A 19276-nucleotide genomic window follows, 5' to 3' on the forward strand; every position below is an offset into this window, starting at 1 on the left:
GATCACGCGAGTGACGGGTTACGTCGCGACGGTGAGGCCCAGCCAGAGGGCCACTGTGGCCGCCGCGAGACACAGCGGGGTCGTCAGGGCCCCCAGCGTGTGGAACGTCTTGGCCGACGGGTGCTGCGGGAGGGCTCGGCGCCACAGCAGCGTGGCCAGGGAGCCGAGGTAGCTCGCGTTCGGGCCGATGTTGACGCCCAGCAGCACCGCCAGCAGCACGCCCGGCGCGGGGTGCGTGCCCAGGACCGACAGCAGGATCAGCGTCGCCGGGAGGTTGTTGACCAGGTTGGCCAGCAGCGCCGCGACACCGGCCGCCAGCAGGAGGTCCACCAGGCCCGTCGACGTCGGGAGCACGTCCCGGAGCAGGCCGCCCAGCAGGTGCTCCGACACCGCCTCGACCACCACGGCCAGGCCCAGCACGAACAGGCACAGCTGCGGCGCCGCCTCGCTGATCAGCTGCCACGGCTTGATCTTGCCCCGCACCAGCGCGCGCACGCCGAGGACCAGCGCCGCGGCCGTCGCGATCCAGACCGGCTCGACGTGGCCCAGCGGGCCCAGCCCGAAGCCGACCAGCGTCAGCGCCAGGACGACCAGCGCGAACGTCGGCGTCTCCAGGTGCTGCCGCGGCTCCGCCGTCTCCTGCGGCTTCAGGTCCGTGGCGAAGAACCGCAGGAAGACGAGCAGTTCGATGCCGATCGTCACCAGCCACGGCAGCGCCATCAACGCCGTGAAGCCGGCGAACGTCAGCCCGGACGCGGCGAAGGCCAGCAGGTTGGTCAGGTTGGACACCGGCAGCAGCGTCGACGCCGAGTTCGCCAGGTGCACGCAGGCGTAGGCGTGCGGCCGCGCGGGCATCTTCAGGCTCGACGCCGTCGCGAGCACCACCGGCGTGAGCAGGACGACGGTGGCGTCGAGGCTGAGGACCGCCGTCACGCCGGCCGCCGCGGCGAACGTCAGGACCAGCAGCCGCCGGGGGCGGCCGTGGCACGCCTCGGCGAGGCGGTTGCCGAGCCAGTCGAACACGCCGTCCACACTGGCCAAAAAGGACAGCAGGAGGATCGCGGCGAGGAAGCCGAGCGTCGGCAGGATCTCGACGGCCCGGTGCCCGGCCGCGGCCGGGCGCACCAGTCCGAACAGGAGCGCCAGCCCCGCCGCCGGCACCGCGGCGACCGCTTCCGGCCAGCCGCGCGGCCGGACGATCGCGAAGACCAGCACCCCGATCAGGAGCACCAGGCTCGCGGCACCCGCCCAGAAGTTCACCAGTGCACGCTAACCGACGACGTCGGCCGCCGATTCTGTCGGTGCCCTCGGGTAACGTGGAAGACGGGGGGCGCCGCCACGCGCGGAGGTCAGACGCCGAGCGGCTCCGGGGTCGCGGCGCCGCGGGCGAGGTCGCGTTCCTTCTCCCGGATCACCGGCAGCACGTGCTCGCCGAAGTGCTCGACGTCCTCCAGGTAGTGCAGGAACCCGAGCAGCAGCAGGTTCGCCCCGCGCCGCTTGTACTCGATGGCGCGGTCGGCGATCTGCTCCGGCGTGCCGATCAGCCGGGTGCGGAAGCCGTCGTTGTACTGCACGAGGTCTTCGAACTCCGAGTCCGCCCACATGCCCTTGGTGTCCGAAGTGGACTTCCCGGCCTGCTTGACGGCGTTGCGGAAGCCCTCGACGGCGGGGCGGTTGGCCTTGTCGACGATCTCGCGCAGCACGGCCTTCGCTTCGCTCTCGGTCTCGCGGGCGATGAGGAAGCCGTTCAGTCCGAATCGGACGGTGTGGTCGTTCTCGGCCGCGTACCCGTTCACCTCCGCGACCTGCTCGCTGAAGCCGTCGAAGTCCTTGCCGTTGCTGAAGTACCAGTCCGAGACGCGCCCGGCGAGCTTGCGCGCCGCCGTGGAGTTGCCGCCCTGGAAGATCTCCGGGTGCGGTGTGAAGACCGGCTTCGGCTTGATGTCGAAGTCGTGGATCCGGTAGAAGTCGCCGCGGAACTCGGCGTGGTCGCTGGTCCAGAGCTCCCGCAGCACGCGGATGAACTCCTCCGACCGCCGGTAGCGCTCGTCGTGCTCGAGCCACGCTTCGCCCAGGCCGGTGAACTCGTCCTTGAACCAGCCGCTGACGACGTTCACGGCCGCGCGGCCGCCGGAGATGACGTCGGCGCTCGCGATGAACTTCGCCAGCACGCCGGGGTGCCACAGCCCGGGGTGCACGGCCGCGATCACCTTCAGCCGCTCGGTGGCGAGCAGCAGCGCCAGGCTGAACCCGGTCGACTCGTGCTGGTAGGCCGCGCCGTAGCTCGCCGTGTAGCGCACCTGGGAGAGGGCGTACTCGAACCCGTTGTTCTCGGCGAGCACCGCCAGTTCGCGGTTGTACTCGTAGCCCCAGTCCGTGCGCTGCTCGATGTCGCTCGTGACGAGCCCGCCGCTCACGTTCGGGACCCAGTAGGCGAATTTCAGAGGTTCCTCGGGCGAAGACATGGCCCGAGTAGAGCAACGACGTCAGGGGCGGTCAACGCGCGTCCACGCGGTGGGACTTCACCCGCCGCGGTGGGACTTCGCCAGTGCGCCACCGAGTTCCGCGCGCCCCGGGATGCCCAGCTTCCGGTACGCGCCGGACAGGTGCAGCTCGACCGTGCGCCGCGTCAGGTGCAACGCCGTCGCGATCTCGCGGTTCGTCAGGCCCTGCGCGGCCATCACGGCGATGCGGCTTTCCTGGCGCGTCAGGCCGTGCTCGTTGTCCTTCGCCGGGGTCAACGCGCGCCGCGACGAGCGCAGCTCCTCCGCCGCGCGCCGCGCGAGAGGGCGCGCGCCGCAGTGCTCGCTCAGCTCGACGGCCTGCCGCAGCGTCTCGATGGCCTTTTCGGACTGGCCGTGGCGCGACTGCAGCGAGCCGAGCTCGGTCAGCGCCGTCGCCAGCTGCAGGCGGGCCGGTGACGCGCTCAGCGCCGTGATCGCCTTGGTCAGGGACCGCTCGGCTTCGTCGTCCTCGCGGACGAGCCCGAGCGTCGTGAGCGCCGTGCCGAGCGGGCGCGCCGCACCCCAGCGGGTCGCCGCGGACAGGTCCTCTTCGGCCAGCCGGGCCGCGTCCTCGCCCTGGCCGAGGGCGAGCGCCGCGCGGGCCGCGTGCGCGCGCCACGGCACGAACCCGGGGAACCGCATGCCGTGGTGCGCGAGCCGCCGGCCGCAGCTGAGCAGGTCTTCGAAGCCGAAGCGGGTGTAGCCGGTGGCGACGCGCAGGCGGCCGCGCGCGTAGAGCAGGTAGGTGTGGGTGAACAGGCCCTGGCTGGCGACGAAGTCCATCCGGTCCAGCAGCGACGTCGCCGCCTCGAACCGGCCCAGGTCGACCCAGCACTCGACGAGCTTGGCCGCGCAGAGCACGCCGACCGGGCACGTCGTCGTCGCGCCGCGCTCGTCGAACCGCCGCAGCAGCGACTCGAAGTGGACGCTCGCCCGCTGCAGGTCGCCGCCGGCCTGCAACGCGATCCCGCGGGCCAGCGTCGGCAGCGCACCCTGCGGCACGTGCACGTCCCACGGCTCGCGTTCGACGTCGAGGATCCGGCACAGCCGGTCGACGTGGGCCGGCTCGTCCGCGAGCACCGCGGTGGCCAGTGTGAAGAAGTAGTGCTGTTCGAACAGATCTCCGTCGCTGTCGCCGGCCAAGGCGTCGGCGAAGTGCGCGATGGCGTCCTGCGCGGACTCGCCGCTGCGGACGGTGTCGAGCGCCAGCAGGGCCGAGCGGCTCCGGCGCGCGGCCGGGTCGGTCAGCGGCGCCCACTGCTCCTCGAAGTCGCGGAACTCCGGCGGCGGCCCGAGGCGGCTGCCGGCCTCGGCGAGGTAGGTCATGCTCAGCAGCGGCCCGACGGCGTCCGGGCCCCCGGCGTCGAGCCGTGCCGCGATCTGCCCGGCCGCGCTGATCGCGAGCCGGGCGTCCTGACCGCCGCACAGCGAGAGCAGCATGGCGTTGGCGATGAACGCGGCGGTCTCGCGGCGGCCGATGTTGTCGACGGCCTCGCGCACCCGCACCGCGGCGGCGGGCGGGTCGACCTGGAACTCGGCGTGCGCCAGCTGCAGCAGCACGGCCACCCGGCGCCCGGAGCTCAGCCGCTCGTCGAGCGCGCGCCGCAGGTGCCGCGAGGCCAGCTCGGCGTCGCCCGCGGACAGGGCGTTGCGCGCGCTCAGCCGCAGCACGTCGACCCCCCACGGGATCCGGATCGCGGTGGCCTCGAGCAGGTGCGCGGCGACGCGCTCGATCGGCGCGCCGGTCTCCGCCAGCAGCTTCGCCGCCCGCGCGTGGTTGACCGCCCGCGTCGTCTGCGGCATGTCCTTGAGCACGGAGTTGCGGACGAAGGAGTAGGACAGCATCGGCCGGCTGCTGTTGTCGAGCACGTGCAGCCGGACCATGGTGTCGATCGCCGGCAGCGCGTCCAGCTCGTCGACGCCGGCGAGCTGGGCCAGCAGGTCGAAGCTCGCGTCCTCGCCGGCGATCGCGGCCGCGTGCAGGATCGCGGGGGCGTGCGGGAACTCGTGCATCCGGGTGTGGAGGACCTGGCCGATCAGCGACGAGCCGAGCGCGTGCGGATCCGCGCCGGGCAGCAGCCGTGGCCGCAGCGCGTGCAGCAGGTACGGGTTGCCGCCGGTGGCCTCGCGGCAGGTGGACGCCAGCTCGCCGGGCGCGAGGCCGAGGATCTCCGCGGCGGCCGCGTCGCCGAGGCCGTTGAGCGTGATCGTGGCCGGCGTGCAGCCCGCCATCTCCAGCAGGGCCACCTCGCGGTGGGGCGGGTGCCCGATCAGGGCGGTCAGGATGATCAGCACCGGCAGGTCGAGCACGCGGTGCCGGATGTAGGCGAGGCACCGCATCGACCAGGCGTCGGACAGGTGGACGTTGTCGATGCCGAGTAACAGCGGGCCGCGCCCGGCCGCGTCGCGGACGAGGTGGAAGAAGTGTTCGAGCGCTTCGCTCTCCCCGGCGGGCCCGCACTGCTCGGTGTACGGCGTGCGCGGGGCGGCCGGGTCGGCGGTGACGTTCTGCAGGGCTTCGGCCAGCTGCCGGGCCACCCCGCCGGGCAGGTGGCTCTCGAGCCGCGACCCGGTGGCGATCGCGACGGTGAAGCCCGAGTCCGCGGCCAGCGCCGCGGCGGCGCGCAGGGTGGCGCTCTTGCCCATGCCGAACTCGCCGGCCAGTACCGCGCTCGCCGCCGTGCCACCCAGCGCGACCGGGAAGAGCCTGGTCAAGCGGCTGAGCTCGGGCTCGCGGCCGGGGAGCCGCGGAGCGGGACGCTTCGGTACCGAAGCCCCGCTGACGGGGTTCTCGGGATTTACTTCGGTATCCACCGTAAGGACTTTCATGTTGGGTTCGGGCAGACTACCGGTAACCGGCCGAACTCGGGAGAACCCGCAGGTGGGCGCCGGTGCCGGCGACGAACCGAGCAGGGGAGACGATGGACGCAGCGGTTGCGAACCCGTCCTTCCCGAAGGCCGCGCCCGTCGCGCACAGGGCCGTCACGCCGACGCCCAGGGCCAGCAGCAGGAGCGTGCCCGTCGCCGAGCCGGGCCGCCGGCCGCCGAACCGGCACGACTTCCGGCGCGGGGCCGTCCCGTCGCCCGGGGGCAGGTAGCCGAGCTCGGCCGCTCGCGCGAGCGCCCCGGTCACCGAGCGGAACTCGGCGACGCGGACCCGGCAGCGGGCACACCCGCTCAGGTGCGCTTCGAATTCCCCCGGATCGTCGAGGACGCCGAGCCCGTAGGCCGCGGCGTCCCGGTGCACCCCTTTCCCCGCCCTCATCGCACCGTCACTTCCCCGAGCGCCTTACGCAATTGCCGCATCGCCGTGTACAACCGCGATTTCACGGTTCCCTCCGGAATTCCGAGAATGGTCGCGGCCTGGCGAACGGTATTTCCGGCGAGGTACGTCTCCGAGATGACGGACTGGTATTTCTCGTCCAGTTCCGTCAATGCGCGGGAAATGGTTAGTGCGGCTAACGAACTGTCGGTGCGGTCGGCTGACTCGGCGTTGTCGGGGATCTCCAGAGCGACCTCCTGCGGGCGTACCCGGCGATTCCGCCAGCCGTCGATGACGATCCGGCGGGCCACCGTGAGCAGCCAGCCCCGCAGCATGCCGGGCTCGCGCTCGAGGGTGTCGGAGTGCTGCCAGGCGCGGATCATGGTCTCCTGCACCACGTCCTCGGTCCACTGCCGGTCGTAGTTGGTGAGGGACAACACCTGGCTGAACAGCGTGGCGCGGAAGTTCTTGTACAGCAACGGGACCAGGTCGTCGACCGGGTCCGCCGCGAGGACGGCCGCGGCGGCGGACGAGGAGGGGCCGGCGTGGCCGATACCTGTTCTGCCCGGTGCTTCCATAAAGCTCGCAACCTCACCTGACTGGTGGACCGTAAGGGCCAGCAGAGCGTAGCGCAGAAATACTTGATAGGCCATATGCATCAGTTTCTCCGGCTATTCGGCTCTCGGCCGCCACGGTGTGTGTCCGTGGCCGGTTCAAAAACTGTCTTGTGATGCACGTCACAGTCACTAAAAGGTGACAGCGAGAACCGTTCTGCACCTTTCACGCGTAGCTCCCGGTAAGGACCACTCCACGAGGGGACACGGAATGCCGCTCCGATTCGCAGCTCTGTTCGCGGCCACCGCCGCGCTGCTGCTCGGCGCCGTTCTCCCGGCCGCCGCCGGAGAGCTGCAGCAGACCGACCGCACCCTGCTGACGCGGCTGAAGCAGCACACCCTGTGGGCCGTGCCGGCCGGCCGGCTGGCGGCCGAGCGCGGCACCAACCGCCGCGTGCGCGACGTCGCTGCCCGCATCGCCGACGACCAGGCCCGCCTCGACGTCGCTCTGGGCGCGGCCGCCGACCGGATCGCCATCACGCTGCCCACCGAGCCGACGGACCAGGAACGCGCCTGGGCGGCCGAGATCGCCGCGGCTTCGGGTGCCGAGTTCGACCGCGCCTACGTCAACCGGCTCCGCGCCGAGTACGGCGATCTCTTCGCACTGGCCTCCGACGTCCGCGCGGGCACCCGCGACGACGACGTCCGCGCGTTCGCCCAGACCGCCGTCGACACGGCGCTCGGACACCTGACGCTGCTGGAGAGCACCGGCCTCGCCGAGACGACGTCCCTGCTCGTCTCGGCCACCGAGGACGACACGCTCGACGGCGGTGACATCGCGCTCGGCTCGGTCCTCGTCGCCTTCGCCGCCGTCGCCACGTTCGGCCTGCTCCGCCTGCTCGGAACCCCCGCCACGACCCCGCCGCGCACCCGGAGGTAAGCCGCTCCATGTCCTTGTCAGCCGCGCTGAACACCGTGCCGTCGCCGCACGACGCCGGGATCGCCGAGGCCGCCGCGCTGTCCGGCCGCCTCACCTACCTCTGCACGTGCCTCACCCTGTGCTGGGGCGTCCTGGCCGCCGCGGGCTGGGTCCGCCGGTTCAGCGGGCAGGACGCGCTGCGCACCGGGCACGTCGTGCTCGCCGCGTTCACCCTCGCCACCGGCACTCTGCACGGGCTGACGTTCCTGTTCTTGGACGACGACGTGTTCGGCGTCGCCGACCTGCTCCTCCCGTTCTACGACGGCACCACCCGGCACGCACTGGGCATCGTCGGGTTCGAACTGGTCGTCGCGGTCTCGGTGACGGCCGGGTTGCGCCGCGGTGCCCGCGAAGGCCGCTGGCTCCGCTTCCACCAGCTCGGCTACCCGGCGATCGGCCTGCTCGCCGCGCACGCCTGGCTCGGCGCGATCTGGAGCGGCCACCTCGCCACCGTCTGGCTCGCCGGGATCACGCTGCTCGTCCCGCCGGTCGTGCTGTCGGCGCTGCGCGTGCTGCCCGCGTCGGCGCTCGTCCGCGCCGGGCTGATCGCGCCGGTCCCGGACGCGGACACCCTGCGCGTCGACGTCGACAGCCACCTCTGCCACTCCTACGGCGTCTGCCAGTCCGAGGCGCCCCAGGTCTTCCGGCTCGGCCACGACGGCCGGCTGGAGTACGAGAAACGGCCGGAGGCCCGGCTGACAAGCCACGTCCGGGCCGCCGCACGTGCCTGTCCCATGCGAGCCATCCACCTGGTGGGAGCCATCCGATGAGCGAACGGATCGTCATCGCCGGAGCCGGCCTCGCCGGCCTGCGTGCCGCGGAGCGGGTGCGCGAACTCGGGTTCGACGGCGAGGTCGTCGTCATCGGCGCCGAGCCCGACATCGCCTACCACCGCCCGGCGCTGTCCAAGCACCTGCTCACCGGCGCGGTCAGCCGCGCCGACACGCTCCTGGCCGACCCGCTCGAAGTGGACGCCGAGTGGCGCTTCGCCACCACCGTCACGGGCCTGTCGCCGAACCGCCAGGTCGTCCACCTCGGCGGCGAGGAACTGCGCTACGACGGGCTGATCATCGCCACCGGCGTCGAACCCCGCCGGATGCCGGGCGCCCCGCACGGCCACCAGCGGGTCGTCGTCGTCCGGACGCTGGCCGACACGATCGCCCTGAAGCGCGCGCTGGCCACCGGTCCCGGCCCGGTCGCCGTCGTCGGTGACGGCTTCATCGGCTGCGAAGTCGCGTCCAGCCTCCGGGAGATGGGCCGCGACGTCGTCCTCATCGGCCGCGCGCGGGCCCTGCTGGCCGACGTCCTCGGCCCCGACATCGGCGAGTGGCTCACGGCGCTGCACACCGCCCGCGGCGTCCGCCTCGAGCTCGGCACCGCGGTCCGGCGGTGGCGGCCCACCGCGGCGTCGGTCGGGATCGAGTTCACCGACGGGCGCGCCCTCGACGTCGCCTGCGTCGTGGTCGCCGTCGGCAGCGTGCCGGCGGTGTCGTGGCTGCGCGGCGCCAAGCTCCCGCTCGACGACGGCGTCGTCTGCGGGCCGACCTGCCACGTCGTCGGCTCGAGCACGATCGTCGCGGCCGGCGACGTCGCCCGGTGGCCGAACCTGCGCTTCGACCCGGTGCCGCGGCGCGACGAACACTGGCTCAACGCGGTCGAGATGAGCCGCGCGGCCGCCGCGAACCTGCTCGCCGGGCCGCAGGGCTCACCGGCGTACACGCCGGTACCGCGTTACTGGTCCGAACAGCACGGCGTCCGCATCCAGGTCGCCGGCCGGCCCATGCTCGGCACCGACACGGTGCTGCTGGAGTCCCCGGCACCCGGCACCCGCCCGATCACCGGCTTCGTCCGGGACGGCGCGCTCGTCGGGCTGATCGGTCTCGACAGCCCCGCCGCCGTCCTGCACTGGACGGCCGAGCTGGCGCGCCGGCGGCGTTCACCCGGCGGGGAGCCCGCGCCCGAGATCGTCCGCCCGCGCCACGGCGGCGACCGCGACCACAGCGGCGCCGTCGCGGGGTGGTGAGCGCGCCCGGGTACGATTCCCGGCGCGGACGAGCTGGCAGGGCGGTCGCGGGCCGGGGCGACCCGGCTCGAGGAAAGTCCGGACTCCACAGGGCTGGGTGGTTGCTAACGGCAACCCGGGGTGACCCGCGGGAAAGTGCCACAGAAAACAGACCGCCCCGGTTCTCGGACCAGGGGTAAGGGTGAAACGGTGGTGTAAGAGACCACCAGCGTGCCGGGTGACCGGGACGGCTAGGTAAACCCCACCCGGAGCAAGGTCAAGAGGGAGCTTCGGCTCCTGCGCAGGCGCTCGAGGACGGCCCGTCCGAGTCTGCGGGTAGGCCGCTGGAGCCTGCCGGCGACGGCAGGCCGAGATGGATGACCGCCGCCCCGCGAGCCGCAAGGCGACCGGGGAACAGGATCCGGCTTACACGCCAGCTCGTCCGCACCCCGTCGTGAGTGGTTAGGGCGGTTCTAACCGCCCTGAACACTCACGACCGGGTGCCGCGGAGGCTCGTGCCAAGTGGTTACCCGGGGGTAGGGTGCCCGCATGGCGGGAAACGAGAAGCAGTTCAAGTCGGCTTTCGACTCCTTGCACGCGCTGACGTACTTCGCGCCCGAGGTCGACGCCGCTCTCACCGGGATCGGGCTGCGACCGGGGCGGATGCCCTACTTCGCCGGCCGCTCCGCCGCCATGGGACCCGTCGGCGCCGAGGTCGTCGCGGCCACCTTCTACAACTTCAACCCCGAGGTCGTCGCGCGGGTGATCCCGCGGGCCTGGACGCTGGCCACGCCCGAGCAGGTCCTCGAAGCCCGCCTCGACGGCGTCGACAAGGTGCTGACCCGCCTCCTCGGTGACGACACCCTCAAGAGCGAGGAGGTGGCCGAGGCCGCCGAACTCGCCAGGGAGGCCTCGGCCGGCTGCACCGCCGAAGGCCGTCCCCTCTACGCCGCGCACGCGGCGCTGGCCTGGCCCGGCCAGCCGCACCTCGCCCTCTGGCACGCCATCACGCTGCTGCGCGAGTACCGCGGCGACGGCCACATCGCCGCGCTCGTGCTCAACGGCCTCGGCAACATCGAGGCGCTGGTCACGCACGTCGCCACCGGCGACGGATTCGTGCCCGAGGTCGCCAAGCTCACCCGGGGCTGGAGCGACGAGCAGTGGGCCGCCGCCGTAGCCGGGCTGGCCGGCCGCGGGATCCTCGACGCCGAGGGCGCGCTCACCGAGGCGGGCGTCGCGCTGCGCGACCGGGTCGAGGTCGCCACCGAGGCCGCCGCGACCGGGCCGTGGGAGCACCTGGGGCCGGAGAAGACGGCCCGGCTCGAACTCCTGTGCCGCGCCCTCAGCCGCCAGGCCGTCGAGGCGGGCGCCTTCCCGGAGGGCGTGTTCGCCGGCCGCCGGCGCGTCTGAATGGAGCAAGATCACGCTATGTAGTGAAACTTGTGTGAGGTCTTGAACACCTAGTGACGGACGTTCGCGGCCGCCAAGATCGGGATCTCGGCGGACCGGTCCACTCGGCGTCACAGTGTGGACTCCTGCAAGCCCGCCGTTCGGGTCGTGTCACACTGTTTCGGGCCCGGCGACGGTCACAAGCCGGGCACGCAAAGTGAGCGATTCTCTGCCAAGAGAGTGAGTTCGGCACTGCGACAAAAACGATGGGCGGCCGGGCTTTGACCGGAGGACCCTTGCCGCGATGATGGTGGGCGTGGAGATTTCGGGTAACAAGCGCGCCGTCCCGGTTGAGCAGCGAGCCGGTACCTACTCAGCGCGCTTTGACCGCTACCCCTGGTAGCCGCCATGATGTTGTTCGAAGCACTGCTTGAGCCAGAACCGCGCGGCCCCCACCGCGCACCGGGAGTAACGCGATGATGACCTTGACCACCCTCGACACGCTGGCCGCAGGCGAGCTGGGCACCGGAAACGTGCGCCAGTGGCTGCTCGACAACGTCATCCCCCTGGTGCTGCTGTCCGTCGCGCTCCTGCTCCTGTGGCTGGGTGGCGGCAAGGGCGACAACGCCGGCGTGATGCGCAGGCTCGCCGGCGTGGTCATCGCGCTGGCGATCATCGGACTCGCGGTCAGCGGCGCCGGCGTCAACGTCGGCCAGTGGATCGCCGGCCTGTTCACCGGCTGAGGCAGGGGCCCGCGTGCGCATCAGGACTGATGACGAGGTCTACCGGGTCGACGCCGTCTGGCTCGGCCCCCCGAAAGCGACTTTTCCCTGGCGGGCCCGCTACGTCGCGTGGCTCATCGGCATCCCGGTGTTCTTCGTGGTCCTCGGCGTCGAGCGCTGGGCCGGGTGGAGCTTCGGGTTCTTCTCGACGGCGTGGGCGTTCATCGCCACCATCGTGGTGACCCGGCTGCTGACAGCCAAGATCAGCCACGAGCGGCCGCTCGGCACCGTGGTCTCGATGGCCGGGCGCGAGCTCAACACGCCGCGGCAGGCGACCACGGGCACGGGCGGCGCCGTCAGCGCCAGCCGCGTCCGGGTGCGGGCCGAGCGCCCGTTGCCGAAGCACCGCCGGAGACGGCAGTACCGGCACCACGGCCCGCAGCCGGGTGCCGTGGCCACCCATGCCCCCACCACCGCCTCAACGGAAGCGCTACGCGCCGCGGTGTCTGTCAGAGGAACCCCACGAGCGCGCCCGAGCCGCCGCGGTGCGGCCCGGGCCGGGAGGTAGTCGTTGTTCGGTCGCGGCGGTAGCCGAGGTAAAGGTCGGGACGCACACTCGGGCGCGTGGCAACCGCCCGAGCAGGTCCGCGCGGCGCGGAACGGTTCGGGCGGCAGCAGCACCAAGGGCCGTCGCCTGCCCGGTGAGCAGGCGATTCCGGCGTACACCCCGTCGATCGCGGTGCGCAGCATCGACGGTCACCTGGTCCGCAGCGGGTACGAGGTCTACGCCTGGTACCGGCTGGCGCCGCAGCGCTGGTCGTTCCGCTCCGACTCGCAGCGCCGCGACCTCGTCGCGGCCATCGCCGGGCAGTACGCCGAGCTGCAGGGCCGCTGGCTGCACCTGCGCGTCACGAACCGGCCGTACCCGATCCGGATGTGGGCCGAAGCGCACGTCTACAACGCGCACGGCCGCCCCAACGACGTCCCGGGCGCGCTGTCCTTCGACGACTACCTGATCGGCGAGCAGCAGCAGCTGATGGGCCGCTCGATGGCCGAAAAAGAGGTCTACCTGGGCGTCCAGGTGCAGACCCGGCGGATGGTCGACCGCGCGGTCGAGCGGGCCGCGCCGGTGCTGCGCAAGATCCTGCCCGAGGCCGTCGACGCCGAGCTGACCGCGCTGGACTCCGAGGTCGAGCACCTCGACCAGGTCATCGGCAGCGCCGGGCTGGAAGGCCGGCCGGTGCACGCCGAGGAGATGTCCTGGCTGATGCACCGCTCGTGCTCGCTCGGCCTGCCCGCGCCGCGGAACATGCCCGCGGTGCCCGGCGCGGCCTGGGAGCCCGAGGACCTGGCCAGCTTCACCGATGCCGCCGACTACTACGCCGACCCGTACGCGCCGACCGTGACCGTCCGCGGCCGCACCGGCTCCAACGCCGGCGTCTCACGCCACCTGGCGATCCTCACCGTCGGGCAGATGCACGGCCTGCAGATCCCCGAGGTCGACGACCCGTGGATCCAGCACGCCGACCGGCTGCCCGCCGCCGTCGAGGTGTCCGCGCGGATCTACGTCCGGCGCCCCGAAGAGGTCGCGGGCGAGCTGGCGCGCCAGATGAACAAGGTGCGCTCGCAGGTCAAGCACTACACCGACGAGCACGAGCTGGAGCCGCCGCAGTCGCTGTCGCGCCAGGCCGGGCGGGTGCTGGAGATCGACGACGAGATGACGTCGGGCTTCACCGCGCTCGCCACCCGCGTGCGCAGCTGGTGGCGGCTGGCGGTGTCCGGCCCGACCGAGCGGGACGCGCTGCGCCTGGCCCAGCAGCTGCTCGACCTGTACAAGCCGAAGATCGCCATCGAGCACCCGGAGGCCCAGTACGCGCTGGCGCGGGAGTTCATCCCGGGCGAGCCGCTGGCCTCGGCGGCCTACATGCGCCGCGGCTCGGTCGTCTGGGGCGCGTCCGCGGTGCCGACGGCGACCGCGGAGGTCGGCGACCGGCGCGGCATCCTGCTCGGCGAGACCTGCACGGCGACCCGGCGCCCGGTGGCCTGGGACCCGTGGATGGCCCAAGAGATCCGCGACGGCTCGGGCCTGACCGCGATGGTCGCCGGCCTGGGTGCCGGCAAGTCGTTCCTCGGCGGCGGCATCGTCTACAAGACGCTGCGCGCCGGGGCGAGCTGGACGCTACTCGACCCGTCGGGCCCGCTGTCGCGGCTGTGCGACCTGCCGGAGCTGCGGCCCTACGCGCGGCCGATCAACCTGCTCAACGCCCAGCCCGGCATCCTCAACCCGTACCGGGTGGTCGCCGAGCCGCTGATCGAGCACTTCATGGACGAGGACGACCCCGAGCGCTCCTGGCGCCGCGAGAAGGCCCTCGCAGGCGCGACGCGACGGCGTCTCGTGCTCGACGTCCTCACCGGCGTCCTGCCGTACGAGGTGTCGCGGATGGCGCAGACCCGGATCGTGCTGCTGCGCGCGGTCCGCACCGTCGGCGGGCGGTTCGACGCCGACCCGGGCCAGGTCATCGACGCCCTGCGGCGCGACTCGAGTGAGCACCACGAGCACGCGGGCGTCGTCGCGGACTTCCTCGACGAGATGCGCGAGCGGATGGCGCTGCTCATCCCGGAGACCGACGCCGACCCGTACGCCGAGACCCGCGACGACCGGCTGACGGTGCTGACCATGGCCGGGCTGACCCTGCCGAAGGACGGCGTCCCGCGCGAGTACTGGACGGACGCGGAGTCCCTCGGCGTCGAGATGCTGAACCTGGCGGCGTGGCTGACCCAGCGGTCGGTCTACGAGAAGCCGAAGGAGATGCGCAAGGGCGTCTGGATCGACGAGGCGTTCTTCCTGTCGGAGGTGCCGACCGGGCGCGTCCTGATGAACCGCTTCGCGCGTGACTCGCGCAAGTGGAACGTCCGCGTGCTGCTGTCGTCGCAGATCCCGGCGGACTTCCTGAAGATCCAGGGTTTCGTGACCCTGCTGGACTCGGTGTTCGTCGGGCGCCTGGACGACGACGACGCCCAGGCGGACGCGCTGCGGCTGCTGAAGGTCCCGGTGGGCGTCGGCTACGAGCAGGTCGTCGCGGCACTGGGCCGCCGCCCGGGCGCGCAGCAGCGCGGCCTGGAGCGGGACATCGAGCCCCGCCAGTTCATCTTCGGCGACGGCGCGGGCGGCGTGGAGCGCATCCGCGTCGACTTCTCCGGCCCGCACCTGGACCACCTGCGCCGGGTGATGGACACGACGCCGGGCTCGAAGGACGCGGAGAAGCCCCGCCGCCCGGGCACGGAACTGGCCCTGCCTCACACGGAGGAGAAGAAGCCGTTCGTGGCGGCCCCACCGGAAGACGACATCGAGCTGGAGCAGGACTTCGAGCTGGCGGCGGAGCTGGAGGTCGGCTTGGCCGACGAGAACCTGCTGGGCGCACCGGACCCACTGGCCTCGGAGACGGGCGAAGTCCAGGGCGACGTCCAGCAGCCTGCGAACGGCAACGGACACGGCGGGCAGCAACACGCCCGCACGGGCGGGAAGGGCGGCACCGGCCGGGACGCCGCATGAGCACCCTGCTGACGCTGGCGGTGCTGCTGACGTTGGCAGCCGGATGGAACGCGCTGAAGCGGCGGATCAAGGAAGGCCCGCGCCGCCCGGGCCGCCGCACCCCGAGCCGCAAGGCGACGATGTTCGCCGTCATGCTGGTCCTGGGCCTGCAGGCGATCGCCACGGCCCCGGCAGCGAGCGCGGCCGCGTGCGGTGAAGCGCCGAACCCGGAACGCCCGGGCGCGGGCATGGTCGGTGCCCTGGACCCGCCGGACGGCGTCCACGGTGAGGGTTTCAGCCCGTATCGGGCGTACGGCTACGCCGGCATGGTCTGGGACACGTTCGAAACCGACTGCGGCCCGCTGTCGGGGATCGGCTCGCCGAACTCGGCGATCGACACCTGGGCCGGCAACCAGCTGTTCAGCCTCGGCAAGAACATCGTCGGGGCGACCAACTCGCTGCACTACACGGTCCTGCAGGGCAGTCTGCTCAGCCCGCTCTACAACGCCGTCAAGGCGGGCGCGGACAAGATCTACAACAACATCTACGCCCAGTTGTTCGGCCTGGTCGCCTTGATCATGTCGATCATGATGTTCCGCAACATCTGGCGTGGCGATCTCGCGGCCGTGAGCAAACGCGCCCTCTACGGGCTCGCCGCGGTCTGGCTCGCCGCTTCTTCGTTGGCCCTGTTGCGATACCTCGACCCGATCGACAACGCGATCGTGCAGACCACGACCAACATCCAGGCCGGCTTCGTCGACGCCGGGCCGCCGACGGCGCCGCCGCCGCAAGATCCGGCGCAGGGCCAGATCTCCTGCCAGAACAAGGGAACCACGGCCGGCCGGCCGACCTGGGACATCCTGCCGACCGACCTGCACTGCCAGATCGTCTACGAGAACTGGCTGCGTGGCGAGTTCGGCTCCGCGACGGCACCACAGGCGCAGCAGTTCGGTGCCCCGTTGCTGGACGCGCGTGCCTTCACCTGGGACCAGATCCAGAAGGGTGGCGACGGCGACGCCGGCCTCGTGGACGCGAAGAAGGCCGCTTACAAGGACATCTCCACGAAGCTCGGCCCCGCCACGGGGTACTTCACCGGCGAGGCCGGTGGCCGCACCGGTGCCGGGTTCCTTTCGCTCGGCCAGGCGCTCGTGTATTCGCTGTTCCAGTTGCTGGCCAAGGCATCCATCCTGCTTGCGCAGGTGCTGATCCGGCTGTTCGCCTTGACCGCCCCGTTGATCGGCTTGATCGCACTGCTCCAGCCGCAGGTCCTCCCCCGCGTGCTCAAGGTCGCCGGGGGAGTGGCGTTCAACCTGATCGTGCTCTCGGTGCTCGCCGGCGTGCACATGCTGCTGCTCCAAGCGATCTTCGGTGCCGGGAACTCGCTCAACATGCTCACCCAGATGGTGCTCGCCGGGCTGATCACCGTGTTGCTGTTCATGGTCGGCCGCCCCGTGCGGCGCCTCTGGCAGATGGTCGAGATGTCCGTCAGCATGGTCGGCGCCGCGGTGCCGTCGCCCAGCGGGGGGATCTTCTCCCGGTTCCGGCGCAACAACAATGGCCCGACGCCGCAGGACGCGTTCTGGCAGAACGTGCGCGAGACCGACGACGTCGTCGACGGCGAGCAGCGCGGGCCGATGGGGGCGACCGTCGGTGGTGGGCGGTTCCGGCCGGAGGCGACGATTTTCGCCAACGCCCAGCGGCTCGACAACAACGGCACCAGCGCGTCCCGGCCGGCCGCGGCGTGGTCCGGTGCGTGGCCGGGGGCCATCGGCGGTGGCTCGGCCGGTGCCCTGCCCTCGGGTGGCCGCCCGGGTTCTCCGGTGTACGGCCAGTACAACCCGGCCGGCGGTGATCCCGGCGAGTACGTCGTCGTCGGCGCTGGTGGCCGGCCGACCGTGCGGGGTGAGGAAAGCCGCCGCGTCGACACGTCGCCGGTGGCCGACCGGCGCTGGAACGACGAGCCCGAGCCCGTCGTCGTGCCGTCCGATCTGCGCTCGCCCGAAGCCGACTTCAACGGGTACTCCGCGCCGGAAGCGCCGCGGCCGCCGGGCGTGCGCGCGCAGCCGCGTCGCGTCGACCCCGAGGTCGTCGCCGGCAAGCCGGTCTTCGTGCTGTACCGGCCGTCGCGGGGCATCGAAGTCCGTGAAGAACCGCGTGACACCGACCAAGTGATGGGGCGGTGACGGATGCCGATCCGGACCAACCGCGGCCGCGCCGCGGTCTACCGCCGCCTGTGGGGCTTTCCGCTGCGCTCGCCGCGCCACCTCATCGGGACGCTGGTGTTCCTGGCCATCCTGGTCACCGCGCTCGGCATCGTCGTGCCCAAGGTGATGGGCAAGCAGCCGGCCAAGGCGTCGCCGCTCGCCTCCGGCACGACCACCACTTCGGTCACGGCGACGCAGCCGGGCGTGGCCGCGTCGGTGCCGACGTCGAACCTGCCGACGCGCCTGTCCCAGCCCCTGGTCACCCCGACGACGGCGGCGCCGAACGGGGACGCCGTCCGCGTCGCGAAGGAATGGGCCGCGGCCTGGGTGAACCACCCGGCGGGCATCACGTCGGCGCAGTGGCTGGAGCAGCTGAAGCCCTTCACGACCGAGGAGTACCTGCCGGTGATGTCGTCGGTCGACCCGGCGAACGTCCCGGCCACGAAGGTCACCGGTGAGCCGACGGTCGGCACGTCCTACACCAGCTCGGTGCAGCTGACGATCCCCACCGACGGGCCGAAGCTCAGCATCACGGTCGTGAGCACCAACGCGGGCTGGCGGGTCGCCGACTACGACCAGGCGAGCTGACCGTGCGGCGGCTGGGGCTGTGGCTGGGACTGGTCGTGTTCGTCGCGATCGGCGCCCTCATCGTCACCGCCGTCGCCGCCAAGGTCGTCATCGACAACCAGCAGGCGCAGGCCCGGGGCGTCTCCCTGACCAGCTGCGACGCCTCGGTCGGCCCGACCCAGCCCGGTGCGGGCGAGCGCGGCACGGTCGACGCGTCGAATCTGGACGACGAGCAGCGCGGCACCGTCGCGCTGATCGTCTCGCTCGGCAAGCAGCGGTCGCTCGCGCCGCGGGCCTGGCAGGTCGCGATCCAGGCCGGCATGACCGAGTCCGGGCTGCACAACCTGACCTACGGCGACCGCGACTCCCTCGGCATCTTCCAGATGCGCCCGTCGATGGGCTGGGGCACGTACGCGCAGGTCACCGACCCGACGTACGAGGTCAACAAGTTCTTCGACGTCCTGCTGGCGGTGCCGGACTGGGAGAACATGCGCCCGGGCGACGCCGCGCAGCGGGTCGAGCGCTCGGGGTTCCCGGACCGCTACCACAAGTGGGAGCCGATGGCGGCGACGCTGGTGGAGAACGTCGGCCAGGTCGTCGACGTCGTCGCCTGCGGCACCGGGCTGGGCCAGCTGCTGCCGCCGAGCCAGGCCGCCGCGAAGGCGATCAGTTTCGCGCTGGGCGAGCAGGGGAAGCCGTACGTGTGGGGCGCCACAGGGCCCGGCTCTTACGACTGCTCGGGTCTGATGCTGCGCGCCTACGAGTCGGCCGGGATCATCCTGCCGCGCGTCTCGCGTGATCAGTACCACGCGGGCGCGATGCTGCCGGTGCGCGAGGCGCAGCCCGGTGACCTGCTGTTCCTCGCGAACAATCCGGCGGATCCCAACACGATCCACCACGTGATGATGTACCTCGGTGACGGCAAGGTCGTCGAGGCCCAGCAGACCGGTGTTCCGGTGCACACACGGGCGTTCTCGTTCGATGAGGCCGAAGTGGTGCCGCAGGCGGTCCGGCCCGGCGTTTAGCATGGGTTAAAGCCCCCTTGACACGAGCGGGCCGGCGGATGGGCCGACAACGGAACCGATTCACCCGACGTCGCGGCGCCTCCACCAGCAGGTGGCCGCGTACTGGCAGAGGATGAGCACGTGGGACGGAAATTCGGCAAGCGAGGCAAGCCCGGCGGTCCCCAGGACCCCGCGTCGCTGTTCGGCGCGCCCCAGCCGCCGCGGCAGTCGGCTCGCCCCGCCTCCAGCACCCCGCTGGCCGACCAGCTGAGCGTCGGCTACCCGGGCGTCGACGCGGGGTACGTCGTGTTGCCCCGGTCGCTGGCCGAGGGGATGTCGCTGCCGTGGCAGCAGCAGATGGCGGCGCTGCTGGCCCAGTTCCACGCCGAGAACGCGCGCCTGGCGTGGCCGATCTACCGGGTGGTCCCGTCCCGCTACGAGAAGCTGGGTGACCTGGACGAGGAACAGCTCGCGGAGGCGGGCTACCTGGTCGAGATGGACGCCGACGGCGAGATGGTCTACCGCGAGCGCAGCGGCCGCAAGGTCGAAGACCCGAT

15 protein-coding genes and 1 other RNA gene are annotated in these 19276 nt (G+C 72.0%); 11 read left to right on the forward strand and 5 right to left on the reverse strand.

Annotation, left to right across the window (positions count from 1 at the left end; genetic code table 11):
• Positions 1 to 18 precede the first annotated feature (18 nt).
• From OG439_RS44660 to OG439_RS44680, 5 genes are all read right to left on the reverse strand, one after another.
• Entirely contained in the window at positions 19 to 1260 is a 1242-nt protein-coding gene (locus OG439_RS44660; protein ID WP_326946391.1) for an SLC13 family permease, read from the reverse strand.
• Positions 1261 to 1349: 89 nt separating this feature from the next.
• A complete protein-coding gene (sfnG, locus tag OG439_RS44665) occupies positions 1350 to 2465 on the reverse strand; it encodes a dimethylsulfone monooxygenase SfnG (protein WP_326946392.1) in 1116 nt (371 codons plus the stop codon).
• 57 nt (positions 2466 to 2522) lie between these two features.
• Positions 2523 to 5318: an AAA family ATPase gene (locus tag OG439_RS44670; RefSeq protein ID WP_326946394.1), complete on the reverse strand. Its 2796-nt coding sequence runs from the start codon at positions 5316 to 5318 to the stop codon at positions 2523 to 2525.
• Between the two features lie 31 nt (positions 5319 to 5349).
• A complete protein-coding gene (locus OG439_RS44675) occupies positions 5350 to 5769 on the reverse strand; it encodes a hypothetical protein (RefSeq protein ID WP_326946396.1) in 420 nt (139 codons plus the stop codon).
• The gene (locus OG439_RS44680; protein WP_326951777.1) at positions 5766 to 6344 is read right to left on the reverse strand and encodes a sigma-70 family RNA polymerase sigma factor; all 579 of its coding nucleotides are present in this window, start codon (positions 6342 to 6344) and stop codon (positions 5766 to 5768) included. The genes OG439_RS44675 and OG439_RS44680 overlap by 4 nt, the downstream gene beginning before the upstream one ends.
• 247 nt (positions 6345 to 6591) lie before the next feature.
• Here OG439_RS44680 and OG439_RS44685 point away from each other — a divergent pair, with 247 nt between their 5' ends.
• The 11 genes from OG439_RS44685 to OG439_RS44735 all read left to right on the forward strand — a co-directional run bounded on the left by OG439_RS44685 (position 6592) and on the right by OG439_RS44735 (position 18740).
• Entirely contained in the window at positions 6592 to 7260 is a 669-nt protein-coding gene (locus tag OG439_RS44685; RefSeq protein ID WP_326946397.1) for a DUF4142 domain-containing protein, read from the forward strand.
• Between the two features lie 8 nt (positions 7261 to 7268).
• Entirely contained in the window at positions 7269 to 8069 is an 801-nt protein-coding gene (locus OG439_RS44690; protein WP_326946398.1) for a ferredoxin, read from the forward strand.
• Positions 8066 to 9322, forward strand: coding sequence for an NAD(P)/FAD-dependent oxidoreductase (locus OG439_RS44695; RefSeq protein ID WP_326946399.1), 1257 nt, complete (start codon positions 8066 to 8068; stop codon positions 9320 to 9322). Before OG439_RS44690 ends, OG439_RS44695 begins: the two co-directional genes overlap by 4 nt.
• 29 nt (positions 9323 to 9351) lie before the next feature.
• Positions 9352 to 9746: RNase P RNA component class A (rnpB, locus tag OG439_RS44700), an RNA gene on the forward strand.
• A gap of 104 nt (positions 9747 to 9850) precedes the next feature.
• Positions 9851 to 10711 (forward strand): SCO6745 family protein, encoded by an 861-nt coding sequence (locus tag OG439_RS44705; protein WP_326946400.1) that lies wholly within the window; start codon positions 9851 to 9853, stop codon positions 10709 to 10711.
• Positions 10712 to 11166: 455 nt separating this feature from the next.
• The gene (locus OG439_RS44710; protein WP_247061182.1) at positions 11167 to 11433 is read left to right on the forward strand and encodes a hypothetical protein; all 267 of its coding nucleotides are present in this window, start codon (positions 11167 to 11169) and stop codon (positions 11431 to 11433) included.
• Between the two features lie 13 nt (positions 11434 to 11446).
• Complete coding sequence (locus OG439_RS44715; RefSeq protein ID WP_247061183.1) at positions 11447 to 11980, forward strand: hypothetical protein; 534 nt, start codon at positions 11447 to 11449, stop codon at positions 11978 to 11980.
• Between the two features lie 3 nt (positions 11981 to 11983).
• On the forward strand, positions 11984 to 14965 hold the full coding sequence (locus tag OG439_RS44720) for an ATP-binding protein (protein WP_247061184.1): 2982 nt from the start codon (positions 11984 to 11986) through the stop codon (positions 14963 to 14965).
• Complete coding sequence (locus OG439_RS44725) at positions 14962 to 17127, forward strand: magnesium transporter (RefSeq protein ID WP_326946401.1); 2166 nt, start codon at positions 14962 to 14964, stop codon at positions 17125 to 17127. The genes OG439_RS44720 and OG439_RS44725 overlap by 4 nt, the downstream gene beginning before the upstream one ends.
• 3 nt (positions 17128 to 17130) lie before the next feature.
• On the forward strand, positions 17131 to 17736 hold the full coding sequence (locus tag OG439_RS44730; RefSeq protein WP_326946402.1) for a hypothetical protein: 606 nt from the start codon (positions 17131 to 17133) through the stop codon (positions 17734 to 17736).
• 2 nt (positions 17737 to 17738) lie between these two features.
• The gene (locus OG439_RS44735; RefSeq protein WP_326946404.1) at positions 17739 to 18740 is read left to right on the forward strand and encodes a C40 family peptidase; all 1002 of its coding nucleotides are present in this window, start codon (positions 17739 to 17741) and stop codon (positions 18738 to 18740) included.
• Positions 18741 to 19276: the final 536 nt, after the last annotated feature.

It is taken from the genome of Amycolatopsis sp. NBC_01307 (genome assembly GCF_035975215.1).
GTDB lineage: Bacteria > Actinomycetota > Actinomycetes > Mycobacteriales > Pseudonocardiaceae > Amycolatopsis.